Annotated in this window: 17 protein-coding genes and 1 pseudogene; 10 read left to right on the top strand and 8 right to left on the bottom strand. The window is 72.2% G+C overall.

All coding sequences use genetic code 11. The features are described 5' to 3' along the window. The first annotated feature begins 283 nt into the window (after nt 1-283). From A8713_RS31665 to A8713_RS31635, 7 genes and pseudogenes are all read left to right on the top strand, one after another. Nucleotides 284-1,867 (top strand): FMN-binding glutamate synthase family protein, encoded by a 1,584-nt coding sequence (locus A8713_RS31665; RefSeq protein ID WP_064537139.1) that lies wholly within the window; start codon nt 284-286, stop codon nt 1,865-1,867. Nucleotides 1,868-1,996: 129 nt separating this feature from the next. After that, nucleotides 1,997-3,759, top strand: a pseudogene (locus A8713_RS31660) (thiamine pyrophosphate-dependent enzyme). 386 nt (nt 3,760-4,145) lie between these two features. Then, nucleotides 4,146-4,991, top strand: a complete 846-nt coding sequence (locus tag A8713_RS31655) for an RNA polymerase sigma factor SigF (RefSeq protein ID WP_064537138.1) — start codon at nt 4,146-4,148, stop codon at nt 4,989-4,991. A gap of 311 nt (nt 4,992-5,302) precedes the next feature. Continuing rightward, nucleotides 5,303-5,692 (top strand): ATP-binding protein, encoded by a 390-nt coding sequence (locus tag A8713_RS31650; RefSeq protein ID WP_335743768.1) that lies wholly within the window; start codon nt 5,303-5,305, stop codon nt 5,690-5,692. 107 nt (nt 5,693-5,799) lie between these two features. Beyond that, nucleotides 5,800-6,081, top strand: coding sequence for a hypothetical protein (locus A8713_RS31645; RefSeq protein WP_237305512.1), 282 nt, complete (start codon nt 5,800-5,802; stop codon nt 6,079-6,081). A gap of 111 nt (nt 6,082-6,192) precedes the next feature. Next, the gene (locus tag A8713_RS31640; protein ID WP_064537136.1) at nt 6,193-7,068 is read left to right on the top strand and encodes a patatin-like phospholipase family protein; all 876 of its coding nucleotides are present in this window, start codon (nt 6,193-6,195) and stop codon (nt 7,066-7,068) included. After that, nucleotides 7,065-8,138: a 1-acyl-sn-glycerol-3-phosphate acyltransferase gene (locus tag A8713_RS31635; protein ID WP_079159217.1), complete on the top strand. Its 1,074-nt coding sequence runs from the start codon at nt 7,065-7,067 to the stop codon at nt 8,136-8,138. The genes A8713_RS31640 and A8713_RS31635 overlap by 4 nt, the downstream gene beginning before the upstream one ends. Before the next feature lie 136 nt (nt 8,139-8,274). Here the strand turns inward: A8713_RS31635 and A8713_RS31630 are convergent, their stop codons facing one another. After that, nucleotides 8,275-9,483, bottom strand: a complete 1,209-nt coding sequence (locus A8713_RS31630) for a phospholipase D-like domain-containing protein (protein WP_173860941.1) — start codon at nt 9,481-9,483, stop codon at nt 8,275-8,277. A 231-nt stretch (nt 9,484-9,714) separates the two neighbouring features. Here A8713_RS31630 and A8713_RS31625 point away from each other — a divergent pair, with 231 nt between their 5' ends. After that, entirely contained in the window at nt 9,715-10,581 is an 867-nt protein-coding gene (locus A8713_RS31625; protein ID WP_064537135.1) for a TIGR04222 domain-containing membrane protein, read from the top strand. Between the two features lie 157 nt (nt 10,582-10,738). Here A8713_RS31625 and A8713_RS31620 read toward each other — a convergent pair whose 3' ends face one another. The 3 genes from A8713_RS31620 to A8713_RS31610 form a co-directional block, all read right to left on the bottom strand. Then, nucleotides 10,739-11,614 carry a geranyl diphosphate 2-C-methyltransferase gene (locus A8713_RS31620; protein ID WP_064537134.1) on the bottom strand — a complete coding sequence of 292 codons (876 nt, stop codon included), beginning with the start codon at nt 11,612-11,614 and terminating at the stop codon, nt 10,739-10,741. Between the two features lie 15 nt (nt 11,615-11,629). Next, complete coding sequence (locus A8713_RS31615; RefSeq protein WP_064537133.1) at nt 11,630-12,904, bottom strand: family 2 encapsulin nanocompartment cargo protein terpene cyclase; 1,275 nt, start codon at nt 12,902-12,904, stop codon at nt 11,630-11,632. A gap of 67 nt (nt 12,905-12,971) precedes the next feature. Further along, nucleotides 12,972-14,390, bottom strand: a complete 1,419-nt coding sequence (locus A8713_RS31610) for a family 2B encapsulin nanocompartment shell protein (RefSeq protein ID WP_064537132.1) — start codon at nt 14,388-14,390, stop codon at nt 12,972-12,974. Nucleotides 14,391-14,908: 518 nt separating this feature from the next. Between A8713_RS31610 and A8713_RS31605 the strand changes: the two genes are divergently transcribed. Further along, nucleotides 14,909-15,301, top strand: a complete 393-nt coding sequence (locus A8713_RS31605) for a peptidase inhibitor family I36 protein (protein ID WP_064537131.1) — start codon at nt 14,909-14,911, stop codon at nt 15,299-15,301. 126 nt (nt 15,302-15,427) lie between these two features. Here the strand turns inward: A8713_RS31605 and A8713_RS31600 are convergent, their stop codons facing one another. The 4 genes from A8713_RS31600 to A8713_RS31585 form a co-directional block, all read right to left on the bottom strand. After that, the gene (locus A8713_RS31600) at nt 15,428-17,581 is read right to left on the bottom strand and encodes a bifunctional serine/threonine-protein kinase/ABC transporter substrate-binding protein (RefSeq protein WP_064537130.1); all 2,154 of its coding nucleotides are present in this window, start codon (nt 17,579-17,581) and stop codon (nt 15,428-15,430) included. 2 nt (nt 17,582-17,583) lie between these two features. Beyond that, nucleotides 17,584-19,707: a bifunctional serine/threonine-protein kinase/ABC transporter substrate-binding protein gene (locus tag A8713_RS31595; protein WP_079159216.1), complete on the bottom strand. Its 2,124-nt coding sequence runs from the start codon at nt 19,705-19,707 to the stop codon at nt 17,584-17,586. After that, nucleotides 19,704-20,483, bottom strand: coding sequence for a hypothetical protein (locus tag A8713_RS31590; RefSeq protein ID WP_107440752.1), 780 nt, complete (start codon nt 20,481-20,483; stop codon nt 19,704-19,706). Before A8713_RS31590 ends, A8713_RS31595 begins: the two co-directional genes overlap by 4 nt. A gap of 217 nt (nt 20,484-20,700) precedes the next feature. Then, on the bottom strand, nt 20,701-21,084 hold the full coding sequence (locus A8713_RS31585; protein WP_064537129.1) for a hypothetical protein: 384 nt from the start codon (nt 21,082-21,084) through the stop codon (nt 20,701-20,703). Between the two features lie 369 nt (nt 21,085-21,453). Here A8713_RS31585 and A8713_RS31580 point away from each other — a divergent pair, with 369 nt between their 5' ends. Then, on the top strand, nt 21,454-22,476 hold the full coding sequence (locus tag A8713_RS31580) for an ADP-ribosyltransferase (RefSeq protein ID WP_064537128.1): 1,023 nt from the start codon (nt 21,454-21,456) through the stop codon (nt 22,474-22,476). The last annotated feature ends 75 nt before the right edge of the window (nt 22,477-22,551 follow it).

Raw genomic sequence — 22,551 nt, 5'->3', positions numbered from 1 at the left:
GCGGTGTCCACCACGGGATCTGCGGCTTCACGTTCTCATCACGCCGCCGGCCGCCGTCACCCGGCCCCCGGTCGGAGCGGGTCCGTGCCGCGGGAGCGGGGCGTACCCGGCGGGAGCGGGGCGCGCGCTCGCGGGCCGGGGCGGCTCGGGAGGACCGGGACACACCGGAGGGCCGGGAGGGTCGGGCGCCGCCGCCTGCTCCGGGCGGCGGTGGTGCACCGTCCTGCCGGGATTCCTGACGGACCGCGGGAGTGGAAGGGCGTCGGCGGGCAATGAGCGAGGGGTGACCCGCATCGCACTCGTCGCCCTGCCCCTGACGCTCGGCCTGCTCGCCGCCCTCGCCGCGGTGGCGGCGTCGCCGTGGTGGTGCTTCGGCGCCGTGCCGCTCCTCGCGCTGGGTCTGCTGGGGGCATGGGACCTCGCGCAGCGCCGGCACTCGGTGCTGCGCAACTATCCCGTGCTGGGCCATGCCCGCTTCCTCCTGGAACGGATCCGCCCCGAGCTGCAGCAGTACTTCATCGAGCGGAACTTCGACGGCCGCCCCTTCGACCGGGACGTCCGCACCATCGTCTACGAACGGGCCAAGGGCACGGACGCCGAGCAGCCGTACGGCACCGAGCGCGACGTCCACCTGCCGGGATACGAGTACCTGGTGCCGTCCATGGCTCCGCGCCAGGCGCCGCGCACACCCCCGCGGGTCCGGATCGGCGGCCCCGACTGCCGCCGCCCCTACGACATGGCGCTGCTGAACGTGTCGGCGATGAGCTTCGGCTCGCTGTCGGCCAACGCGATCCTCGCCCTCAACGGCGGCGCAGCGGCAGGCGGCTTCGCCCATGACACGGGCGAAGGGGGGCTTTCGGAGTATCACCTTCGGCCGGGCGGGGACCTGGTCTGGGAGATCGGGACCGGTTACTTCGGGTGCCGCACCCAGGACGGTGACTTCGATCCCGCCGAGTTCGCCGACAAGGCCGCGCACGACCACGTCAAGTGCGTCTCCCTGAAGCTGTCGCAGGGCGCCAAGCCGGGCATCGGCGGTGTCCTGCCGGGCTCGAAGGTCAACGCGGAGATAGCGCAGGTGCGTGACGTGCCCCGGGGTCGGACGGTGATCTCACCGCCGTACCACAAGCTGTTCTCCACCCCGCGGGAGCTGGTCCGGTCCGTCGCCCGGCTCCGGGAGTTGTCCGGGGGCAAACCGACCGGATTCAAGCTGTGCGTGGGTTCGCGGCAGCAGTTCCTCGCCGTGTGCAAGGCCATGCTGGAGGAGGGCACGGCGCCCGACTTCATCATCGTGGACGGCGGTGAGGGCGGTACCGGGGCCGCCCCGCTGGAGTTCGCCGACCATGTGGGCGCGCCCCTGACCGAGGGCTTGCTCACCGTGCACAACGCCCTGGTCGGCGCGGGGCTGCGCGACCGCGTCCGCATCGGCGCGAGCGGCAAGATCGCCACCGGCACCGATCTGGTCAAACGCCTCGTCCAGGGCGCCGACTACGGCAACGCCGCTCGCGCGATGATGTTCGCCGTCGGCTGCATCCAGGCCCAGCGATGCCACACCAACGCCTGTCCCAGCGGTGTGGCCACCCAGGACGCCCGGCGCGCCCGTGCCCTCGACGTCCGGGACAAGACCCCGCGTGTGCGGCGCTTCCAGGAGGCGACCGTGGCCAGCGCCCTGGAGATCATGGCCTCCATGGGGGTCACCGACCCGGCCGAGCTGCGCCCGCACATGCTGCGCCGCCGCATCGATCCGCACACCGCGCGCTCCTACGCGGAGCTGTACGAGTGGCTGGAGCCGGGGCAGTTGCTCGACGAGCCGCCCGAGGACTGGGCGGCCGACTGGAAGGCCGCCGACCCCGACCGGTTCACCGTCTGACCTGTCGGGTCCCTGTCCGGCCTGCCGGTCGCCGCCGGTCCGGCCGGTCGCCGCCGGACCGGCCCGGCCGGTCGGTCGGTCGTCGTCCGACCTGTTCAATCCGTCTGTCTTCTCTTCTGGAGGATCGAAGTGGCCCGTACTGTCGCCCGTGTCATCGTGGACGCGCTGAGCGAACTCGGCGTACGCCAGGTGTTCGGTGTCGTGGGGGACGCCCTGAACCCCTTGACGGACGCCCTGCGCACCACCGACGGCCTGGAGTGGGTGGGATGCCGGCACGAGGAGGCGCGGCGTTCGCCGCGAGCGCCCAGTCTCAGCTCAGCGGCACTCTCGGGGTCTGCATGGGCACGGTCGGACCGGGCTCCGTCCACCTCCTCAACGGACTGTACGACGCGGCCAAGAGCCGTACGCCGGTCCTGGCCGTCGCGGGCCAGGTGCCGCTGAGCGAACTGGGCAGCGACTACTTCCAGGAGGTCGACAACGACGCCCTCTTCAGCGACGTGGCGGTCTTCCGCGCCACTCTCACCTCGCCCGACCAGCTGCCTCAGCTGCTGGAGGCGGCGGTGCGCAACGCGATCGGCCGCAAGGGCGTGGCCGTCCTGACCGTGCCGGGTGATCTCGGCGAACGCGAGGTGGGTACGGACCGCCCGGCCCGCTTCTCCCTCAACCCGCCGGTGACCAGGCCCGAGGAGTCGGCCGTGAGCCGGGCGGCCGAGCTCCTGGACCGGGCCGAGCGGGTCACCCTGCTCGTGGGGCGGGGCGCCCGACGGGCTCGCGAGGAGGTGCTCGCCCTGGCCGACCGGCTGGCCGCGCCGATGGTCCTCACCCTGAAGGCCAAGGAAGGCTTCGAAGGCGACACCAATCCCTTCCAGGTCGGCCAGACGGGGCTGATCGGCAACCCGGCCGCCGCGTCCGCGCTGGAGGACGCGGACACGCTGCTGCTCCTGGGCACCGACTTCCCCTACCGGGAGTGGTATCCGGAGGGGAAGACCGTCGTGCAGGTCGACACGGAGGCGGCCCACATCGGGCGGCGCGTGCCGGTCGAGGCCGGTCTCGTCGGGGACACGGGCGCGACCGTCCGCGCCCTCCTCACCCATCTCGCCGACCGCGTGGACGGGGCCGACGGCCCGCGGGACCGCTCGCACCTGGAGAAGGCACGCAAGCGCTTCGAGCAGTGGCGTACGGGCCAGGCGCGGCTGGCCGACCCGGCGCACGACAAGGGGCTCATCGGCCGTCTGCGGTCCTCGCTCGACAACCGCTTTGACGACATCCGCCCCGAGGCGCTGGCGTCCGTGGTGGACCGGCTCGCCGCGGACGACGCCGTCTTCACCTCCGACACCGGGATGGCCACGGTGTGGCTGTCGCGGTTCGTCGAGATGCGCGGGGAGCGCCGGCTGATCGGCTCCTACAACCTCGGCTCGATGGCGAACGCGATGCCGCAGGCCCTGGGCGCCCAGTGCCTCGACCGGGACCGGCAGGTCGTGGCCTTCTGCGGGGACGGCGGTCTGAGCATGCTCCTGGGCGACCTGATGACGCTGAAGACCCACCGGCTCCCCGTCAAGCTGGTCGTCTTCGACAACCGCCGGCTGGGCATGGTCAAACTGGAGCAGGAGCAGGCCGGGCTCCCGGAGTTCGGCACAGTCCTGGACAATCCGGACTTCGCCGCGGTCGCCGAGGCCATGGGCATCCCCGGTATCCGTGTCACCGACCCGGCCGACCTGGAGAAGTCCGTGCGCCGCGCCTTCGGCACCCCGGGTCCGGTGCTGCTCGACGTGCTCACCAACCCGGACGAGGTCGCGGTCCCGGCCAAGCCGACCGTCGAACAGGGCTGGGGTTTCGCGGTGGCCAAGGTCAAGGAGATCGTGCGCAGCCACGGGGACGACGGGACCGCCTGATCCCGCTCGACCACCGCTGTCTCCACGTCACTTCGGGTACGGCCCGGAACGAGGCGGCGCTCGACGGAATCGACCGGGCGCGCGGGCATCCGCAGGAAGGGCGTGTTCGTGCTGTGCCGGTCCGGCTCTCGGCAGCCGGACCGGCACAGCACCACCGTCTGTGATCCGCAGACACGCGGTTCGGAGCGCTTCTGGAGGGGCCGGGCGGGACGAGTCGGGCCCCTCGGTCGTGCCTGTTCCGCGAACATGACGCCGTGCCGTCCGGCGCGCGCGTGCGCCGGGCCGAGAACGAATGAGCAACGGGCGTGCATGCCCGGCGAAATCGGGGGTACCGGCGGTCTCGCCGGTTTCGGAAGACGAGTTCAGCAAGGTCGGGAGGGGCACCCATGGCAATCGCCGTCGCAGAGGTCCGGGTACGCACGCAGGAGGTGCTGCCGGAGATCGGCGATCCTTCCAAGGTGGCTCCGAAGGACGCACGCGAGCTGTCGCGGCTGTTCTTCAGTCGGCTGGCCACGCTGGAGGAGGGCACGCCCGAGTACAGCTACGCGCGCAACACGCTGATCGAGATGAACATGTCCCTCGTCCGCTTCGCGGCCGGCCGCTACCGCAGCCGCAACCCGGAGGAGATGGAGGACATCGTCCAGGTCGGCATGATCGGCCTGATCAAGGCGATCGACCGGTTCGAGATCTCCCGCGAGGTGGAGTTCACCTCCTTCGCCGTGCCCTACATCGTGGGCGAGATCAAGCGCTTCTTCCGTGACACCTCCTGGGCGGTGCACGTGCCCCGCCGGCTGCAGGAGGCCCGTGTCCACCTCGCGCAGGCCACCGAGGAACTGCGCAGCCGCATGGGCCGCACTCCCAGCACCAGGGAGCTCGCCGAGCTGATGAGCCTGAGCGAGGCCGAGGTCGTCGAGGCCCGTGTCGCCTCCAACGGCTACCGGGCCGCGTCCCTGGACGCCGCCCTGAGCACGAGCGACGACAGCGAGACCCCGCTGGCCGACTTCATCGGCTTCGACGACGCGGCCCTCGCCCTGGTGGAGGACTTCCACGCCCTGGCACCGGTGATCGCCGCCCTCGACGAACGGGACCGGCAGATCATCCACATGCGGTTCGTCGAGGAGCTCACCCAGGCCCAGATCGGCGAACGCCTCGGCGTCTCCCAGATGCACGTCTCCCGGCTGCTCTCCCGCTGCCTGTCCCGGCTGCGCGAAGGCATGCTGACCGAGAGCTGACCCGGGGCACGTCCATGCGGTCCCGGTGATGGCGGTCCCGGTGATGGCCAAGCGCGCGAGCGGCCGAGCCGCCACGTCGCTGCTGTCCCGGACCCGCCCTGCCCGATCATGGTCACGTGCCGCGAGGCTACAAGCCGTCGACATGCGGAACTACTGTGGGAGTGACAGATGTTCCCATGGTGGGGGAATCGTCGGCACAGCGTGCGGCACACGGGGGTAACGTGGCAGTTGGAATGGATGAGACGGGGCTGAACAGTCCATCGGGCGAAGGGGCGCCGGGCGAAGTGCGGCCGAGACACGTCTCGGTCGCTTTGGACCGTGCCACCCTGCGGATCGCTGACGCACGCGCCTTCGCGGCCGACTACCTGGCCGCTTCGGTGACGGACGACGGCCGCCCGTTGCCGGAGAGCGTCGCGGCGGCCGTCCAGCTGGTGGTGAGCGAACTCGTCACCAACACCGTCAAATACGGCTCAGGGCCCATCGAGCTGATGCTGGCCTCCGGCGGCGGGACGCTGACAGTCACCGTCCGGGACGGCGACACCACCTTGCCGACCCCGAGACTCGCCGACCCGGCGCGCGTGGGCCAGCACGGTCTGGAGATCGTCGCCGCACTGAGCCAGGAGGTCGAGATCCAGCGTGAACCGGACGGCAAGCGCATCACCGCGCGTATCGCCCTGAACCGGCCGCCCCGGGACGGCTGATCCGCCCGCACCGCGTGTCCGCCTCCCGCGCCGGGGCACCCGACTCCTGTCACGGTCCCGCCGGCCGGCGGGAAACCGGTACGGAGGAAGCACGGGAGGGGAACCAGATGTCGACTGCCCGGCCGACCGATCACCTGACACCGCGTCCGAAACGGCGGCCGCCGGGGTCCTCCGCCTGGACCGGCGCGGTCCTCCGCTCCGCCCAGTTGGCCTACCTCGCGTTCCTGGTGCTCTCCGCCGGTCTGCTGGCCTCTGCCATCTCCACCGGGGCCGGTGTGCGTACCGTGCTCGGTCTCGCGGTCCAGGCCGCTCTGTGGGCGGCGCTGCTGCTGGCCGGTCCCACGGAGCAGCGCCGCGCGAGCGGCGCCCGCCACGACCGGCTCGGGTGACGGGTCCCTCCCCCGGCTGTGTGGTGCGGGCGGGGCGCGGCGGGTCACTTCCGGGCCCGGCGGGCCGCCGCCCCGGCGGTTGACGGCGCCAGGCCGGGGCACTTGTGGGCCATGGAGGACGGCCGCCCCGACCGTGCACCGACCCGCGCCTTCGTGCTGGGCGGCGGGGGCGCCCTCGGCGCCTACGAAGTGGGGATGCTCAAGGCGCTCTTCGCCGCCGGAGTGCACCCGGACCTCGTCGTCGGCACGTCCGTCGGCGCGATCAACGGTGCCGCCGTCGCGGCCGACCCGTCGCAGGCGTCGGTGACCCGGCTCGCCGACCTCTGGACCGGCCTCGGACGCGCCGGTGTGTTCTCCGGGTCGCTGCTCGGGCGGCTCACCACTGCCGTGCGCAGCGGCACCCACCTCTACCACCCCGCGCCGCTGCGCGAACTGCTCTGCGCCCACCTGCCGGTGACCCGGATCGAGGCGCTGTCCCTGCCGTTCCAGTGTGTCGCCGCGAACATCGAACGGGCCGCCGAGCACTGGTTCACCGACGGACCGCTGGTGGACGCCGTGCTCGCCTCGTGCGCGGTGCCCGGCCTGCTGCCGCCGGTCCGGCTCGGCGGCGCGCACTTCGTGGACGGCGGCCTGGTCAACAGCATCCCCGTGGGCCGCGCGGTGGCCCTGGGCGCGACCGAGATCTACGTCCTTCAGGTAGGCCGCGTCGAGCGGGCGCTCTCCCCGCCGCGCGCGCCCTGGCAGGTGGCGCTGGTGGCGTTCGAGATCGCCCGCAGGCATCGGTTCGCGCGCGACATGGCGGACCTGCCCGCGGGCGTCACCGTGCGGGTGCTGCCATCGGGTTCGGGCGCCGACGAGGGCACGGCCACCCTGCGGCAGCTGCGGTACCGCACCTTCGGCCGGACCGCCGAGCGCATCGAGCGCGCCTACGCGGCCTCCTCCCGGTACGTCGAGACGGTCCTCGGCGCATCCGACGGCGCCCCGTGACCGACGCCGAGATACCCGACGCGGGAAAATGGGGCGAGCGGCCGGGGCGGTCGGCCGGGCCCGTGCTGACCGGGCTGCGCCGTACGGTCACCACCGCGCTGCTGCTCGCCCTCGTGCCTGTGGTGGCCGTGCTCCTCGTCGCCGCGTGCGTGCTCTGCGCGCCCGTCTCGCTCGCCACCCGTGGTCCGTGGCGCCCGGTGCGGATCGCCGCTTTCGCCCTTCTGTACCTCCTGGTGGATCTGGCCGGGCTGGTGGCCGCCGCGGGACTGTGGGTGCGGCGGCTGCCCGGCCGACGCGACCGTGCGCGACACGCGGCGGACGCCTTCGCCCTGCTGGAGAGGCTGCTTCGGGTGCTGAGGCGGGCGGGTGAGCGGGTCTTCCGACTCCACGTGACGGTGACGCCTCCGCCGCCGGAGGGGTGCGCGCACGCGGCGGCGCCGGTGCTCGTCCTCGTACGGCACGCCGGGGTCGGCGACTCCTTCCTGCTGTTGCAGACACTGCTCAGCCAGGCGGGGCTGCGCCCCCACACCGTGCTGAAGCGGACATTGCGCGCCGATCCCGCCCTGGACGTCCTCGTCGGGCGGGTCCCGCACTGCTTCCTCCCGGCCATCGGGAGCCGGGCCGAGGACGCCGTCGGGGACCTGGCAGCCGGGCTCGGCGCGGGCGACGCCCTCGTGATCTTCCCGGAGGGCGGCAACTTCACCCCGCGCCGCCGCCGGCGCGCGATCGCATCGCTGCGCCGCCGGGGGCTGCGGCGGCGGGCGTCCCGCGCGCAACGGATGCGCCATGTCCTGCCGCCGCGGGACGCCGGCGCCCTCGCCGCGATCGCCGCCGCGCCCACCGCCGACGTGGTCTTCGTCGCGCACACCGGCCTCGACTCCTTGCACTCGGCGCGCACCGTCTGGGCCCGGCTGCCGCTGCGGGAGGGCGTGCGGGCGCACTGGTGGCGCGTACCCGCCGGGCGCGTCCCGCGCGGCGAGGAAGCCCGCAGCGAGTGGCTGCTGGCCCAGTGGGAGCGCGTCGACCGCTGGATCGCCGGGCACGCCGACCCGGACGCCACACACGCGTGAGGTCCTGATCGGCCCTGAGCGCTGTCTCCCGGGCAGCTTCTCCGGCGGTTTCTCCGGCAGCCGGACAGCGGAGGAGGCAGGGCGCCGACCGGCCGGTTCGCCGAGCCGGGAGACGCTGCCCGCGTCGGCGCCGGGCTCACAGGAAGCGCCGGATCGGCGTGACGGCCGTCTCCTTGAGCCGCTGGAGCACCGCGCGTCGCTTCCACCGGTCGAGATCGATGGCCACACTGCGGCGCAGGTCCGTCTCGTAGTCCCGGTCCAGCTCGGCGGTGAACTCCTCGTCCAGCACGGCGAGCATGACTTCCTCGTCGTGGTCCAGGGAACGGCGGTTGAAGTTGGTCGAGCCGATCAGGGCGGCCACCGAGTCCACCGTGATGATCTTGGCGTGCATCATGGTCGGCTGATACTGGCGGATGTGCACGCCCGCCTGGAGCAGCCGGGTGTAGTGCTGCTGCCCGGCGAGCCGGCAGGCTCGCTGGTCGGTGTGGGGGCCCGGGAGCAGGATCTCCACGCACACGCCGCGCCGGGCGGTCCGGCACAGCAGGTCGACGAAGTACGCGTCGGGCGCGAAGTAGGCGGTGGCCAGGCGGAAGCGTTCTTCGGCCGAGGCCAGCACGACCCGGATGAGGGTCTGCATGTCCTGCCAGCCGATACTGGCCGAGCCCCGGACGACCTGAACGACCGAGGTTCCGATCTGGTCGTGTGCGGTGAAACGGTCGCGGTCGTCGAAGAGTTCGTCGTGGCACTCGGCCCAGTTCTGCGCGAACGCGGCGGCTATGCCGTCCACGGCCGGGCCGCGCACCCGCACATGTGTGTCGCGCCATTCGCCGGGGCCGCGAGCGTCGCCGCACCACTCCTCCGCTATGCCGACACCGCCGGTGAAGGCCGTGTGCTCGTCGACGACGAGGGCCTTGCGGTGGCAGCGGTGGTTCTGTTTGAACGGTGAGAGCCAGGCGGGCTTGCGGAACCACGCCACCTGCACCCCGGCCTCGTCCATGAGGTCCAGCAACCGCTGTTCGATCTTCTTGGCGCCGAAGCCGTCGAGCAGCAGTCGTACCCGCACCCCCGCCCGGGAGCGGTCGGCCAGGGCGGCGGCGAAGTCACGGGCGATCTGACCGCGCCAGTACACGAAGGTCATCATGTCGATCGTGTGCCGGGCCGAGCGGATGGCGCCCAGCATGGCCGGGAAGATCTCGTCGCCGTTGCGCAGCGGCACGAGCGCGTTGCCCTCGGTGGCCGCCACGCCGATCAACCGCTCCAGGCGGCGGCGCAGGCGCTGCTTGCGGGCGTCCGCCTCGCCGGCTCCGCCCGAAGCGGAGGGGGCGGGCAGGCCGTCAAGGCTCACGACAGGTCTCCTGTGGTACTGGACAGAGGGAACGTGCGGGTGCCGGACGACCTTACGGCAGCGTGTGACCGGCAGCCACCGACGGGGGCGGACCGTACTGGCAGGATCTCGGCGGGTGGGTGCCTCGGCCGGCTCGTGGAACCGACCGGATGCCCGTCGACGTCGTGTTCGACGCCATCGACCGCATCACAACGCCTGACTGGGCGTCGACTTCGTTCATGGGAGGCAGCGATGAACGCCCCCTGGGGTTTCACCGGCCCGGAGTTCCTCGGCCTGTACGCCGCGGGATTCGTGGTCGCCGTGCTGCTCGGCGTGGCCGTACGGCAAGCAGCCCGCCGCTTCTACCCCGTCACGGACACCGACTCCGTACCGGACGTGTACACCATCGCCCGGGTCGTCGGCGGGCAGCGGCAGGTGGTGAGCACCGCCGTCCGCGCCCTCGTCCAGAGCGGCCATCTGCGCATGGCCCGGGACGGCACCCTCACCTATTCCGGCAGCGTGCCCGACGAACCGGTGCAGCGGGCCGTCCTGGAGGCCGCGCGGAGCCAGGAGATCACCAAGGCGGCGCTGATGCACGAGGCCGCTCTGCGCCTGCCGGAGATCCGCCGGGCCGGGGGCGGTGCGCGCAGGCTCGGTCTGCTGCCCGGCCGCACACGCCGGCTGGCCGGGCGGTCGGCCGGGCTGCCGATGCTGGTGCTGATCGGGGTCGGCGCCGCCCGGCTGGTGAACGGCACCCGTCTGGGGCGTCCGGTGGGCTGGCTGGTGCTCTTCCTGCTGGTCTCTCTCGTGGTGGCGGCGATCTTCGTCTGCACACCGCCCCGGATCACCCCTGCCGGCTGGTACGCGGTACGCAACGCAGGGCGATCGGGTTACCCGGTGCGCTGGGGGCCTGGCGGCGACGGCCCCCAGGTGCCGGTCGGGGTGCTCTCCGTCGCCACGGCAGGCTGGATCAACCTCCCTGATCCGACACCCCGTTCGTCCCTCTTCGGCTCCGGGTTCTTCTCCCGGTCCTCCTCGTCCTCCTCGTCCTCGTCGTCGTCCGGAGGCGGTGGCTGCGGCAGCGGGTGCGGCAGCGGTGGCGGAGGGTGCGGCGGGTGACGGCCCCGGTTCGGCACAGTGGTACGGCTCGCCCGGCGCGGCGCTGGTCGACGCAGTTCCGGGTCGACCGGCGGAGGAGTCGCCGCCCTCGCGGGCGTCGGGCGCGGACGCACACGCCGACAGCCAGGGTGCGGGTCCGGGAAGCGGCGGACCGGGCTCACACGCGGTCGGCCGCGATCAGGACGTACTGGAAGGAGCCGTCGCGGTAGGACTCGATGAATGCCTTCTCGATGCCGGTGACCAGTGACGAGGTGGCCCTCAGCTCCCAGTAGGGCAGGGTGTCCGGGGTGAGGTCGATGACGGTCTGCGGTACGAGCCGGTTGTCGGCCATGGCGCGCAGGTACTCACGGCGGGAGTGGATGTTGCACTCGAAGTGGGCGTTGATCTGGGAGACCGACTTCGACGGCTGGCCGTAGCGGGGGTTCCAGCAGCCGGTGATCGTCACATAGCGGCCGCCCACCTTCAGGAAGCGGGAGTGCTCGGCGAACAGGTCGTGGAGGTCGACGTACATGGTCGACTCGTTGTTCCACGAGGCCGTGACGCTTCCCTTGTCGAAGGGGGTGTCGAGCATGTTGCACACACGGGAGCGGACGTGGTCCCCGATGCGCAGTTCCCTCGCGCGCCTGTTGCCGAAGTCGGCCTGAGCGGCGGACAGGGTCACTCCTTCCACCGTGCAGCCGAAGCGTCGGTGGGCCATGACCATGGAGCCGCCCCGTCCGCAGCCGGCGTCGACGAGGGTGTCGCCGGGGCCGACCGGGCCCAGGTGGTCCAGGAGGAATTCCGCCTGCGCCGACTCCAGCCGGTGGAGCTCCGCGATGAGCTTCTTCTCGTACTCGCTGTGCGCCGGATCGCCCAGCGCGGCATGGTCCACGGCGCCGATGCCGTAGTGGTGGTGGTAGAGGCCGTCCACGTCACCGAGGCGGAGGTTGACCGGCCGCGCCTCGTTGTTCCAGTAGCGGGCGATGTCCTCCTGGTAGGGCGTCGCCGGGGCCGGGATCTTCGCGGTGGCGGTGGAGGTCGTTTCGGTCGTCACAGAGATATCCGTTTCTCACCAGAAATCGGGCAGGCTGTAGCGGTAGGTGTTGGTGCGGTGCCAGTCGTGGTTGCCGTCCACCCAGGCGGCCACGCCCTTGAGGAAGCGCAGCACGGTCGGCAGGGGACACGCCTCCGTGAGGTCGGCCGCGGCCGCCTCGAAGGCGTGCTGGAGCTCGTTGTGGACCTCGATGGCCTTCAGATAGGCGTCGCGCTCGCTCAGTCGCTCGCGTTCGGCGATCACCACCGGCAGGTTCAGGTGCCGCCCGGGGCTGTCGAGTTCCTTGGTGTACGAGTAGAGGTCGTTGACGATGGTGGTCGCGTTGCCGGCGAGCGCGATGACCCGCTGCATGTCCGGCCGGGCGTGCAGGTCCGCGGGCAGCTCGTAGCCGCCGACGGTGTCGGTGATCGTGGGGCACGGCCGGAAGTTGTTGAACTGCCGCATCGCCAGGTACTCCCACACCTGCGGGAGGTGGTCGGTCTGCGCCCAGGCGGCCTCGGCGAGATAGCCCATGTGGAGTCGGGCCATGTCGTGCCGGTAGCGGTCGGTCTGGGAGGGGGTCGCCGCGCGGACGAAGTAGTCCATCGCGCTGCGGTAGGCGCGGCGCGGGGCGTCCGAGCCGAGCGACTCCTGCCATGCCGGGGTGTACTCCGCGGTGCTGTGGAACGGGTCGATCGCGGTGTGCGCGAGGAGCAGACGTCCGCCGAGACCGACGGGCGATCCGCCGTGGTCCTCGCAGTAGCAGTCGTCCACCGCGTTCTCCGCGACCATCAGCCGCGTCGCCAGCATCAGGTGGTCGACCGTCGGGGCGTCGGGGTGGCAGACGACCATGTAGCGGCCGACGGAGAAGCCGTCGAACTGTGCCTCCCACTCCTCGGGATAGAGCTGCACCTCCTCCTCGGCCCAGTGCTTGATCCGGCGGCTCACCTCCTCGACGCGCGCCGGGTCGGGCTCCGGTACGGGGTGGTGGTAGAGGCCGGGGACGGCTCCCCCGGCGGCGGGAGCGGCGGGGGCCGGGACCTGCGGCGCGGGAAGCGGAGGTTCGTACCTTCCGGCCAGGGAGAGCGAGGTCGTGCCCAGTCCGGTCGGGCCGCACAGGATCCGCTGGAGGGAGGAGCCGGCCGTGGTCGTGCCGGACGCCGCCTCGTCGCCCGAGCCGGGCGCCGGGGCGGGTGAGGGGTGAGGGATTCCGACGGGCGGATGCAGTGCGGTCAGGAAACCGGGCGCGGACGGCGCGGACGGAGGGTCCTGGACTGCCGGGGCGGGGGCGTCGGGCACGGCTTCGGGCATCGGCGGCTCCTTGCTGCGGCGGGATGGGCGCCGCGTTGTGCGTGCGGCGTGTCAGGCGTGGTCCTGCTCATGCGCCTCGGCCTGCGCCGGGCGCGATCCGCACGTTCTCCAGCACGCCCAGGGCGTCGGGCACGAGGACCGCGGTGGAGTAGTAGGCGCTGACGAGGTACGAGGTGATCGCCTGTTCGTTGATGCCCATGAACCGTACGGACAGGCCCGGTTCGTACTCGTCCGGCAGTCCCGTCTGCCGCAGCCCGATGACCCCTTGGTTCTCTTCGCCGGTCCGCATCGCGATGATGGAGCTGGTCTGCTCCTTGCTGATCGGGATCTTGTTGCAGGGCAGGATGGGGACGCCGCGCCAGGCGGGGACGGACTGCCCGCCGAGGTCGACGTGGTCGGGGTAGAGGCCGCAGGCGCTGAAGCCCCGTCCGATGGCGGCGATCGTCCTGGGGTGGGCGAGGAAGAACTTCGTGCCGCGCCGACGGCAGAGGAGCTCGTCCATGTCGTCCGGGGTCGGCGGGCCGGAGCGGGGCTGGATGCGCTGCTTGAAGTCGGCGTTGTGCAGCAGTCCGAACTCGCGGTTGTTGACGAGTTCGTGTTCCTGGCGTTCCCGCAGGGCTTCGACGGTGAGCCTGAGTTGCTCCTCGCTCTGGTTCATCGGACCGTTGTAGAGGTCGGAGACGCGGGTGTGGATCCGCAGAACGGTCTGCGCGACGGAGAGCTCGTACTCGCGCGGCTTCAACTCGTAGTCGACGAAGGTGCCGGGTACTTCTGTCTCGCCCACGTGACCTGCCGACAGGGCGATCTCGGCCTCGCCGTGCTTGTTCTGCCGCTCCCGTGCGCGGGAGCGGAAGTCGGCGACGTGGGCCTGGAGACGGGGCGTGGAGGCCAGGACGGCGTCGAAGTCGGCGCGGGAGAGGGTGAGGAGGGTCCCGGAGGTCTCGGCGGTGACCGTGCAGTCGTGTGTGGCGTCGGGATCGAGCAGGGCGTTGTCGCCGAAGTGGCCGCCGTCCGCGAGGATGCCGATGCCGACCTCCCCGCCGTACTCCCCCGCCGAGGTCTGGCTCAGCCGGCCATGGGCGATCAGGTGGATCCGGTCCGCGGGGCTGCCGCGCTCGGCGAGGACCTCGCCCGCGGTGAAGTCCCGCTGCGTGCAGCGCCCGGCGAGGGCGGTCAGGACGTCCGTGTCGTCGAACCCGCGCAGAAGGGCCAGTTCGCCGAGTTCTTCCGGGATGACGCGCACCGTGGCGCCCTCCTGGACGAACTCGATGCGTCCGTCGCCGAGGGTGTGCCGCAGCCGTCGGTTGACGCGGTAGGTACTGCCTTGTGCTTCGACCCAGGGCAGCATCCGCAGCAGCCAGCGGGAGGTGATCTCCTGCATCTGCGGCGCGGACTTGGTGATCGTGGCGAGGTTGCGGGCGGCGGCGGTGCTCAGGGACTGCTGTGGCGCGGTGGTCCGAGCTTCCGGGGTGCTGTCGACGGACATCGAGGGGCTATCTCCTTGCACGACGGGACGCCCGGCGCAGACGGCTGCGCCGACCGGGAGACATGGGCGGAACGGACAACTCGGGGCGGGAACAGCGGCGTTCCGGCCGCCGGCACAAAGCTAGCCACCGAACTGGCCGCCTTCACCGCGGAGACGAGGCGCTTACCTCGAAGCAGTGACAATCACCTGAATGCGTTTATCGGCCCGTCGGGTGTGATCTTCCCGCCTCGCCGGACACCTGACCGGTTCCCGGCGGCGTCCGGGCCTGGACGGCGTGCGGGTTCGGCGCGCCGTGCACGGCGGTGGTGTACGGCGCCGTGCCCCCGTCTCCGCCGGAGGCCCCGGCTCACCCGAGGGAGAGATGGTACCGGTGACTGCGTAAGGCGCCTCACGCGCCTGGCCGCACGCCCTGTTGGCCGCTGTTCACAGCGCGTGAGACTGACGGTCGTGGTTCGAGGAAGACCACGGTGGGACCAGTGGAAAACCAGTGGAAAACCAGTGGAAAGGGAACGACTCTCATGCGCCGTGTCACTCCGATCGCCCTCGCCTCGCTCGCCTTCGCGGCAGCTCTCGGCACAGCCCCCGCCGCCACCGCCGCCGTTTCGGCCGCCCCGGCAGCGGTCGTCTCCGCCGCGTCCTATCACTGCGACCCGGGGCACTTCTGCATCTACAGCGGCTGGGACGGTGGCGGCAGCCGCTGTCAGTGGACGGCGGAGAAGGTCGCCAACACCGCCGACAAGTGCTCCTTCATCCGCAACGGCAAGAAGGTGCTGTCGTTGTGGAACGGAACCGGCCACCGTGTCCAGTACTACACCCAGACCAACTATCACGCGCGTGTCGGCTCGACGGCCGCCGGCCACGGCGGCAACCTCCAGGGCAGCTACCAGATCCGCTCCTTCAAGAAGCAGTAGGCCGGGATCGCTCCGGCCCTTCGGGGCCGGAGACCGACGGAGGGGGACCGGGAAGGTGGTGCCCGAGGGGTGGACCCGGCCATCCCGCCCGGCGATCCTCTCGGCCGCCCAGCCGCCGTCCTCGGGCTAGTAGAGCTTCGCCTGCTGGTACTGGCCCAGGAAGAGCGGGGTCCCGTGCTCCACCCGCCACAGGAACAGCCCGGGTTCCTCCTCCACCGCGCCCGTCGGTACCCGGAAGGCGTACGTCCGGGTGATGCCCCGGTAGGACGCGGTCCGCAGCCGGTGGGTGAGGGTGCTGCGGTCCGCGAGGCCCGTTCCCGGGGTGGCGAGGACCTGTGCGAGGAGACCGAGGGCGTCGTAGGCCTCGGCCGCGCCCCGGCCCACGCTCCGCACGCCGTACCGCTTCTTGAACGACCGTACGAAACCGGCGGCCGTCGTCAGACGGGCCGGGTCCACGAACGTCGCCGAGAAGACCCACCCCTCGGCCGCCGTCCCCGCCGCGCGCAGGAACTCGGGTGTGAGGACGGCCTCGGTCGCCGCGGGGATTCCGGTGAAGCCTGCCGCCTGTAGCGCCCGTGCGCAGGCGGCGGCGCGCCGTGGGGACTCGCCGCAGTAGACGACGGCCTGCGCGTGTGCCGCGAGGGCGGCGGCGACGGCTGGGCCGAAGTCACCGGTGCCGGCGGCGACCTGGTGCCGGGTGACCGTGCCGTGGGACGGCGGGTTCACCATCAGGTTGTGGGCGATTGGCCAGCTGTAGTCCGGGGCCGCCTGGTCCTCGACGAGGAAGACGCGGCGGGCCGGGCGCAGGCTGGTGAGACAGCGGACCAGGGGCGCGCCCATCGCGCTGTCGGAGGGGCGTAGCTGGAACACGGAGGACGTGGGGTTCTCGGTGTCCACGGCGGCGTACAGGGCATCCGAGCCGGCCCAGGCCGTCATCATCGGCAGCAGCGCCTTCTTGTACCGGTCCTGGGCCGCGAGGGCGGTGGCGTCGGAGGTCGGCCCGATCACCGCGCACACCCGGCCGTCCGCGACGAGGCGCCGGGCCGCCTCGTCGGCCCGGCCCGCGTCTCCCCCGTCGTCGAGGACCGTGAGGGCCAGGTCGAATCGGCGGTCCGCGCGCGCGTTGTGCTGTTCCGCGGCCAGTCGCACTCCGTGTACGACCGAGGTACCGAGCTCCTTGCCCGAGCCGGAGAGATCGGCCTGCACGGCGACGGTGCGGCGCGGCCGGGAGGCGGCGCTGGAGGACGGCCCCTTGCCGCTGCCGGCCAGCCAGGCGGCCGTGGAGCCACCGCCTGCCAGCACGACGGCAGCCGTACCGCCCAGCACCAGCAGGTGTCGGCGGCTCGGCGCGGGCGGCTCGTCCACCAGGGTCGCGGGCACCGCGGGCCGCTCGGGCTCGGGCAGGTGCAGCACCTGGGCCGAGCGTTCGGCGATGACGGCGTGCAGCCCGGGTGGCAACCAGTCGTCCGAGCCGAAGTCGCCCAGTCCGGCGCGGAGTTCGGGCACGGTCGGGCGGGCGGCCGGGTCCTTGGCGAGACAGCGGGCGACCAGGGTCCGCAGGCCGTCCTCCGTGATGCCGCCGAGGCCGGGGTCCTCGTGGACGGTGCGGAAGATCACGACGGGCGCCACTCCCCCGCCGAACGGCGGCCTGCCGGACGCCGCGTAGGCGAGGACGCAGCCCAGGGAGAAGACATCGCTGGGCGGGCCCACCTCCTCGTCGCGGGCACGGGCCTGTTCCGGTGAGAGATAGCCGGGCGTGCCGATCACCACGTCGGTCGCGGTCAGGGCGGTGACCCCGCCGACGCGTGCGATGCCGAAATCGATGAGGCGGGGCCCGTCGGGGGCGAGCAGCACATTGCCCGGTTTGATGTCGCGGTGCACCAGCCCGGCCGCGTGGACGGCGGCGAGCGCCTCGGCGAGCCGCGCCCCCAGTGCCCGTACGGTGTCCGGGGGCAGCGGCCCGTGCTCCGCGACGGTCTCCGCGAGCGAGGGCCCGGGGACGAAGGCGGTCGCGATCCAGGGTTCGGCCGCCTCGGGGTCGGCGGCCGTGACGGGGGCGGTCCAGCGGCCGTCGATCCGCGCGGCGGCCTGTGCCTCGCGGCGGAAGCGGGCCCGGAACCCGGGGTCGGCGGCGTGCTCGGCGCGGATCACCTTCAGGGCGGCCAGGGCACCGCCCTTGGAACGGGCGAGGTAGACGACGCCCATGCCGCCCGTGCCGATCCGCGCGAGCAGGCGGTGGCCGCCGACCGACTCCGGGTCCTGCGCGGTGAGCGGACGCACCGTCACTTCCCTTTCGCCCGCGGCGCCTTGTCCGGGGCGGGTCCCAGGTAGTGGAAGGCACCGTCGCGCACCTGGTGGACGAAGCTGGCGGGAGTGCTGAGTTGCAGGAGCTTCGGGTCGAAGACGAAGTCCCGGGTGAGACCGTGGTACGTGGCGTTCTTCAGCGGAGCGACCAGCGCCTTGCGCGCCGGGCGCCTGCCCTTGGTGGCGGTGAGCTGCCGTATCAGCAGGTTCGCCGCGTCGTAGCCCTCGGCCGCCCAGAACCCGGGCGGGTGTCCGTACCGCTTGTGGAACGCCTGGGCGAAGGTGCGGACCTGAGCCGCGCCGGGGCCGATCGCCCCGGCCACGACCGTCCAGCCGGCCGCGCTCTTCTCCGCGGCGAAGCGGGGGTCGAGGGCGGGTTCGGCGGCGTACTTCGGTCCGCCGAAGCCGGCCAGTCCCTCGGCGGCCCGGATCGCCCCTTCCAAGGGCCCGGCGTAGACGAACGCCTCGATGCCGGCCCGGCGCATGTCCTCCAGGACAGGTCCGAAGTCGGTCGTGCCGGCGGGGACGACGCGCGGGTGGGTGGCGTCGCCGTACGACCGGACGACGAGGTTGACCATCTGGACGGTCTGCCAGGAGACGTCACCGCCGGTGCGGTCCAGCAGGACGCCGACGCGGGTGGCCGCGCCGGTCGCCTCCAGATGGAAGGCGAGCTTCATGGCGACGGTGCCGTGCAGGGGGCGGCCGCGCACGAAGGAGCGGACGTTCTGGTACAGGTTCTGTCCGGCGGACATGCTGATCAGGGGCAGCAGGGCCGTGTCGTAGACGGGCAGTGCGGCCTGGGTCGTCTCGTCGGTGCTCGAACCGAGCACGGCCAGCACGTCCGGGTCGTCCACGAGGCGCTGGGCCGCGGCGGCGGCCCGGTCGGCCCGGCCCGCGTCGTCGGAGGTCTTCAGCTCCAGCGTGAACGGCCTGTCGCCGCGGGCGTTGAACTGCTCCACCGCGAGCCGTGCCCCCTGCTCCTGGGCCTGCCCGGCCGCCCGGCCGGCACCGCTGAGGTCGGCCTGCACCCCCAGCGCCCAACCGGGCGCCCCGGCCTGCTTCTTCCCGGTGCCGGGACGCAGGGCGGCCCAGGCGGCCACGCCCCCGCCCGCGGCGACCACGGCTGCGGCGCCGGAGGCGACGGCGAGGAACCTGCGGCGCGACGAGGCCGGCTCGCGCGGCGCCTCGGCGAGTGTGGCCTCGATCTCGGGCAGGGCCAGCATCGCGGCCGACCGTTCGGCGACCATGCGGACGATGTCGGCGGGCAGCCACTCGGCGGTGCCCGGGGACACATCCTCCACCAGGGCGGCGTCCAGTTCGGCCGGAGTGGGCCGGTCGGCGGGGTCCTTGGCCAGACAGCGCAGCAGGACGGCACGCATCTCCTCGTCCACGCCGTCGAGGTCGGGGCTGTCATGGACGGCGCGGTAGAGCAGGGCGTCGGCGGTGCCGCTGCCGAAGGGCGGGCGGCCGGTCGCCGCGTAGGCCAGCACGCAGCCCAGCGAGAAGACGTCACCGGCCGGACCGAGGTCCCCGCCACGGGCCATGGCCTGTTCCGGGGAGAGGAAGCCGGGGGTGCCGACGACGAGGTCGGCCGAGGTGATCGCGGTGTCGTCCAGGGAGCGGGCGATACCGAAGTCGATGAGGCGGGGGCCATCGGCGGCGAGCAGGATGTTGCCCGGTTTGACGTCCCGGTGCACCAGACCGGCGTCGTGCACCGCGGTGAGCGCGCGGGCCAGCATCTTGCCGAGCAGACGCACCGTGCGCAGGGGCAGCGGGCCGTACCGGCCGACCGCGTCGGCGAGGGACGGGCCGGGCTCGAACGCGGTGGCCAGCCACGGCTGTTCGGCGGCGGGGTCGGCACCGGTGACCTCGACCACCCAGGGGCTGTCCACGCGGCGCGCGGCGTTCGCCTCGCGGCGGAACCGGACGCGGAAGGCTTCGTCGTGCGCGTACTCGGCCTGGATCACCTTGACGGCGGCGAGCGCTCCCGACTCCGTACGGCCGAGATAGACGACGCCCATGCCGCCCTCGCCGAGCCGGGCGAGGAGGCGATGTCCGCCGACGAACGACGGGTCGGAAGGGTGCAGGGAGCGGTCGGTCACTTCCGGGCTCCCAGTTCGGTGCGCACCTTGGTCTCCATTCCGGCCACCGCCCGTGCCTGGACGGTCAGCAGGTCTCCCTGGGCGAAGCCCTTGCCGCCCTCGACGACGACGGCGATGGTCACCGGACCGAGCCTGACCTGGTCCCAGAGGTAGTACGTCGACCCCTTGCCGAGCGCCGGATCGTCGTACGTGCCCATCTCGATGAGGCAGTCGTCGGCGGAGGTGTCGCCGTTCGTGCCGTAGCCGGAGCCGATCGAGTTCAGGCCGCTGATCCGCTCGGTGGCACGCAGTTGCTGGTCGGGGCAGCGCAGCGCCTCCTCCAGCGTCTCGGCCATCTCCTGGTCGGCCTGGGCGGCGGTGCGGTGCAGGGTGACGGTGGCGGCGGCGCGGACCTCGCCCTTGGAGCCGGCCGCGGGCAGCCGGCTGTGGCGGGTGAAGGTGGCGAGGACGTCGCCGGGCAGGGGCTCCTGCCGCCAGACGCAGTCGGTGCCGAGAGCGGGCCAGGCGGCCGGATCGCTCTCGTACGGCGGGCGCTTGACGTAGCCCGGACCGTAGCTGTCCGGGCCCGCGGTGACGGCGCGGACCAGGCCGAGGGCGGCGGACGGGGTGGTGGGGACGCGCGCGGGGTCGACCGTGAAGCGCGTGGCGGGGCCGGCCGTCCCGCGCTGTGCGGCCGGTGAGGTCACGGCGGAGGAGGCGCTCGGACCGGTCCGGTGCCCGGCGTCGCCCGAGCTGGAACAGCCCGCGAGCAGCATCCCGCCGAGGGCCAGTACCACCTGTCCTTGTTGTGTGCGCCTTGCGCGGTTTGCGCTTCCTTGCCTCGTCGCGTACGTCATGAAGCCCCTCGCCATGCGCCTGTGCCAGTGTGCGACCGGAGTGAGTGTAGAGGGCAGCATCGTGCAACTCGCCCCGCTCGATGAGCTGTTGGCTGAGCCCGGAGCCGTGCTCGCAGCACCGAGGGGCGCCGGTGGGTGAGCGGGCTCCGGGCGTCCGCTACTCGGCGATTCCCGCGGCCCGCAGGCTCTCCGGGTCCTGGAACATGTCCTTGAAGTACTTCGAGCGGGTCGGAGCCACGACCACCGGCGTCGGGTAGGGGGAGGTCCGGGCCTTGGCGAGGGAGGAGCGCGCACGGGAGGAGAAGCCCTCGGCGTCCGCCGTCCCGGCCCGATCCCGGTGGAGGAGGAACTGGGTCTTCGGGTCGCGGTGGACGAGAGGCCCGGGGACGCCGGAGAACTCGGCGCCGGAGAACTCGGCGCCGGAGAACTTCGCCGCGGAGATGTCCAGCGCCCGGTCGACCGAGGCGCAGAAGCGCTCCGCGCCGTCCCGGAAGGCTTCCTGGACCTCCGCCGGGAGAGATGAGTGGGCCGGTCGCGTCATCAGTCGCGGGATACGTCGCGGAGAGGGTGACGTGCCGGAAGACGCAGGCGAACGGCGACGCCCGCTCGCCGGAAGCGAGGTCGTGCACGGAGACGTCGTTGAACCGCACACCGTGCAGCACACCGCCGGCCCGGCAGTCACGCAGGGAGAGATCGTGCACTCTCAGCCCGGACTCCGGGTCCTCGTACTGGGCCAGGCTCCCGCCCTGGAAGGTGCAGCGTCCCCTGCCCCGGACGGGGTTTCCACAGGACTGCCCCGATGGTTGCCCCGGCGTACCTGGACGCCGTACGTCGCAGCGGGTGCCATGGGAGCGCCGTATCCGGTCCGGGACGACGCCCCGGGACCGGCCGAACTCTCCCGAGGACCGCAATGCGCGAACGCAAGGAGCGGATGTCCGACGCCGCTCACCTCCTGCAAGCCGTCGCCGCACAGCGAAACGAGGCGGCCTCCCCGGCCAAACTCCTCGCCTCGGCCAAGCCGATGACGGCCGACGCCATGCGCTTCCTCCAGCGCGCGGCGGGCAACACGGCGGCGACGCGGCAGCTGGCTGTGCAGCGGGCCCCCAAGGAGGGCAACAACTGGGACGAGTCGCTGGTGTTCGACCATTCGGCGGACGCCAAGAAATACGGCCGGAACGTCTGGGGCTCCGCCATGGACCAGATGTCCAGCGGCAAGCGGCGGGCGCTCAGGGACTACACCGACGAGCCCAACAGTGACTTCGAGTTCGACTACCCCACCTACCGCGAGACCAACAAGTATCTCCGCGGGCAGCACGTCAAGAACGCCGGCAAAGACGGAATCGACAAGGTGAAGTCCCAGGTCAAGACGCTACGTGCGGCACTTGACGTGCAACCGATACCTGACAATGTGATCGTTTCCCGTGGCTCCGACTTCGTCCCCGACGGCATGGAGAACTCACCGTGGAAGCTTGAGGGGCGGAAGTTCACGGAGCTCGGGTTCCTGTCCACCTCGCTGGGCTCGAAGCCCGTCGGGAACTACAAGCACAAGCGGTTCGTCTTCCGGTTCCGGGTGCCCGCGGGCACGCCCGCGATGTGGATGGAATACGTGTCGCACTACGGCTCGGGAGAGCTGGAGCTGCTGCTGAAGAACGACTGCAAGTACCGGGTCGACAAGGTCACCCCGGATGTGAACAAGTACGGCGAAGAGCAGTGGTACATCGACGCGACTATCCTGAAGCCTTCGAAGGAGCTCGCGGAGGCGAAGACCATGGAGGCCGCCAAGAAGACCGGCAAGCCCGGCGCGCACCACGGTGGCGGCCACCACCCCGCGCCGGGGCCGTCGTCCCAGCACCACGCATCAGGGTCGTCGTCCCACCACTACGCACCGGCGCCGTCGTCTCACCACCACTCGTACTCGGGACACAAGTACTAGTCGGCGGGGGCGGCGGGCCGCTCCAGGGGGAAACGGCCGACGCGGCACCACATCGAGCGCGCGGGAACGTCGACG

The organism is Streptomyces sp. SAT1 (assembly GCF_001654495.1).
GTDB classification, from domain to species: Bacteria; Actinomycetota; Actinomycetes; order Streptomycetales; family Streptomycetaceae; genus Streptomyces; species Streptomyces andamanensis.
The sequence above is the reverse complement of the archived record's forward strand: the minus strand, read 5'-3'. Positions and strand labels throughout refer to the sequence as shown.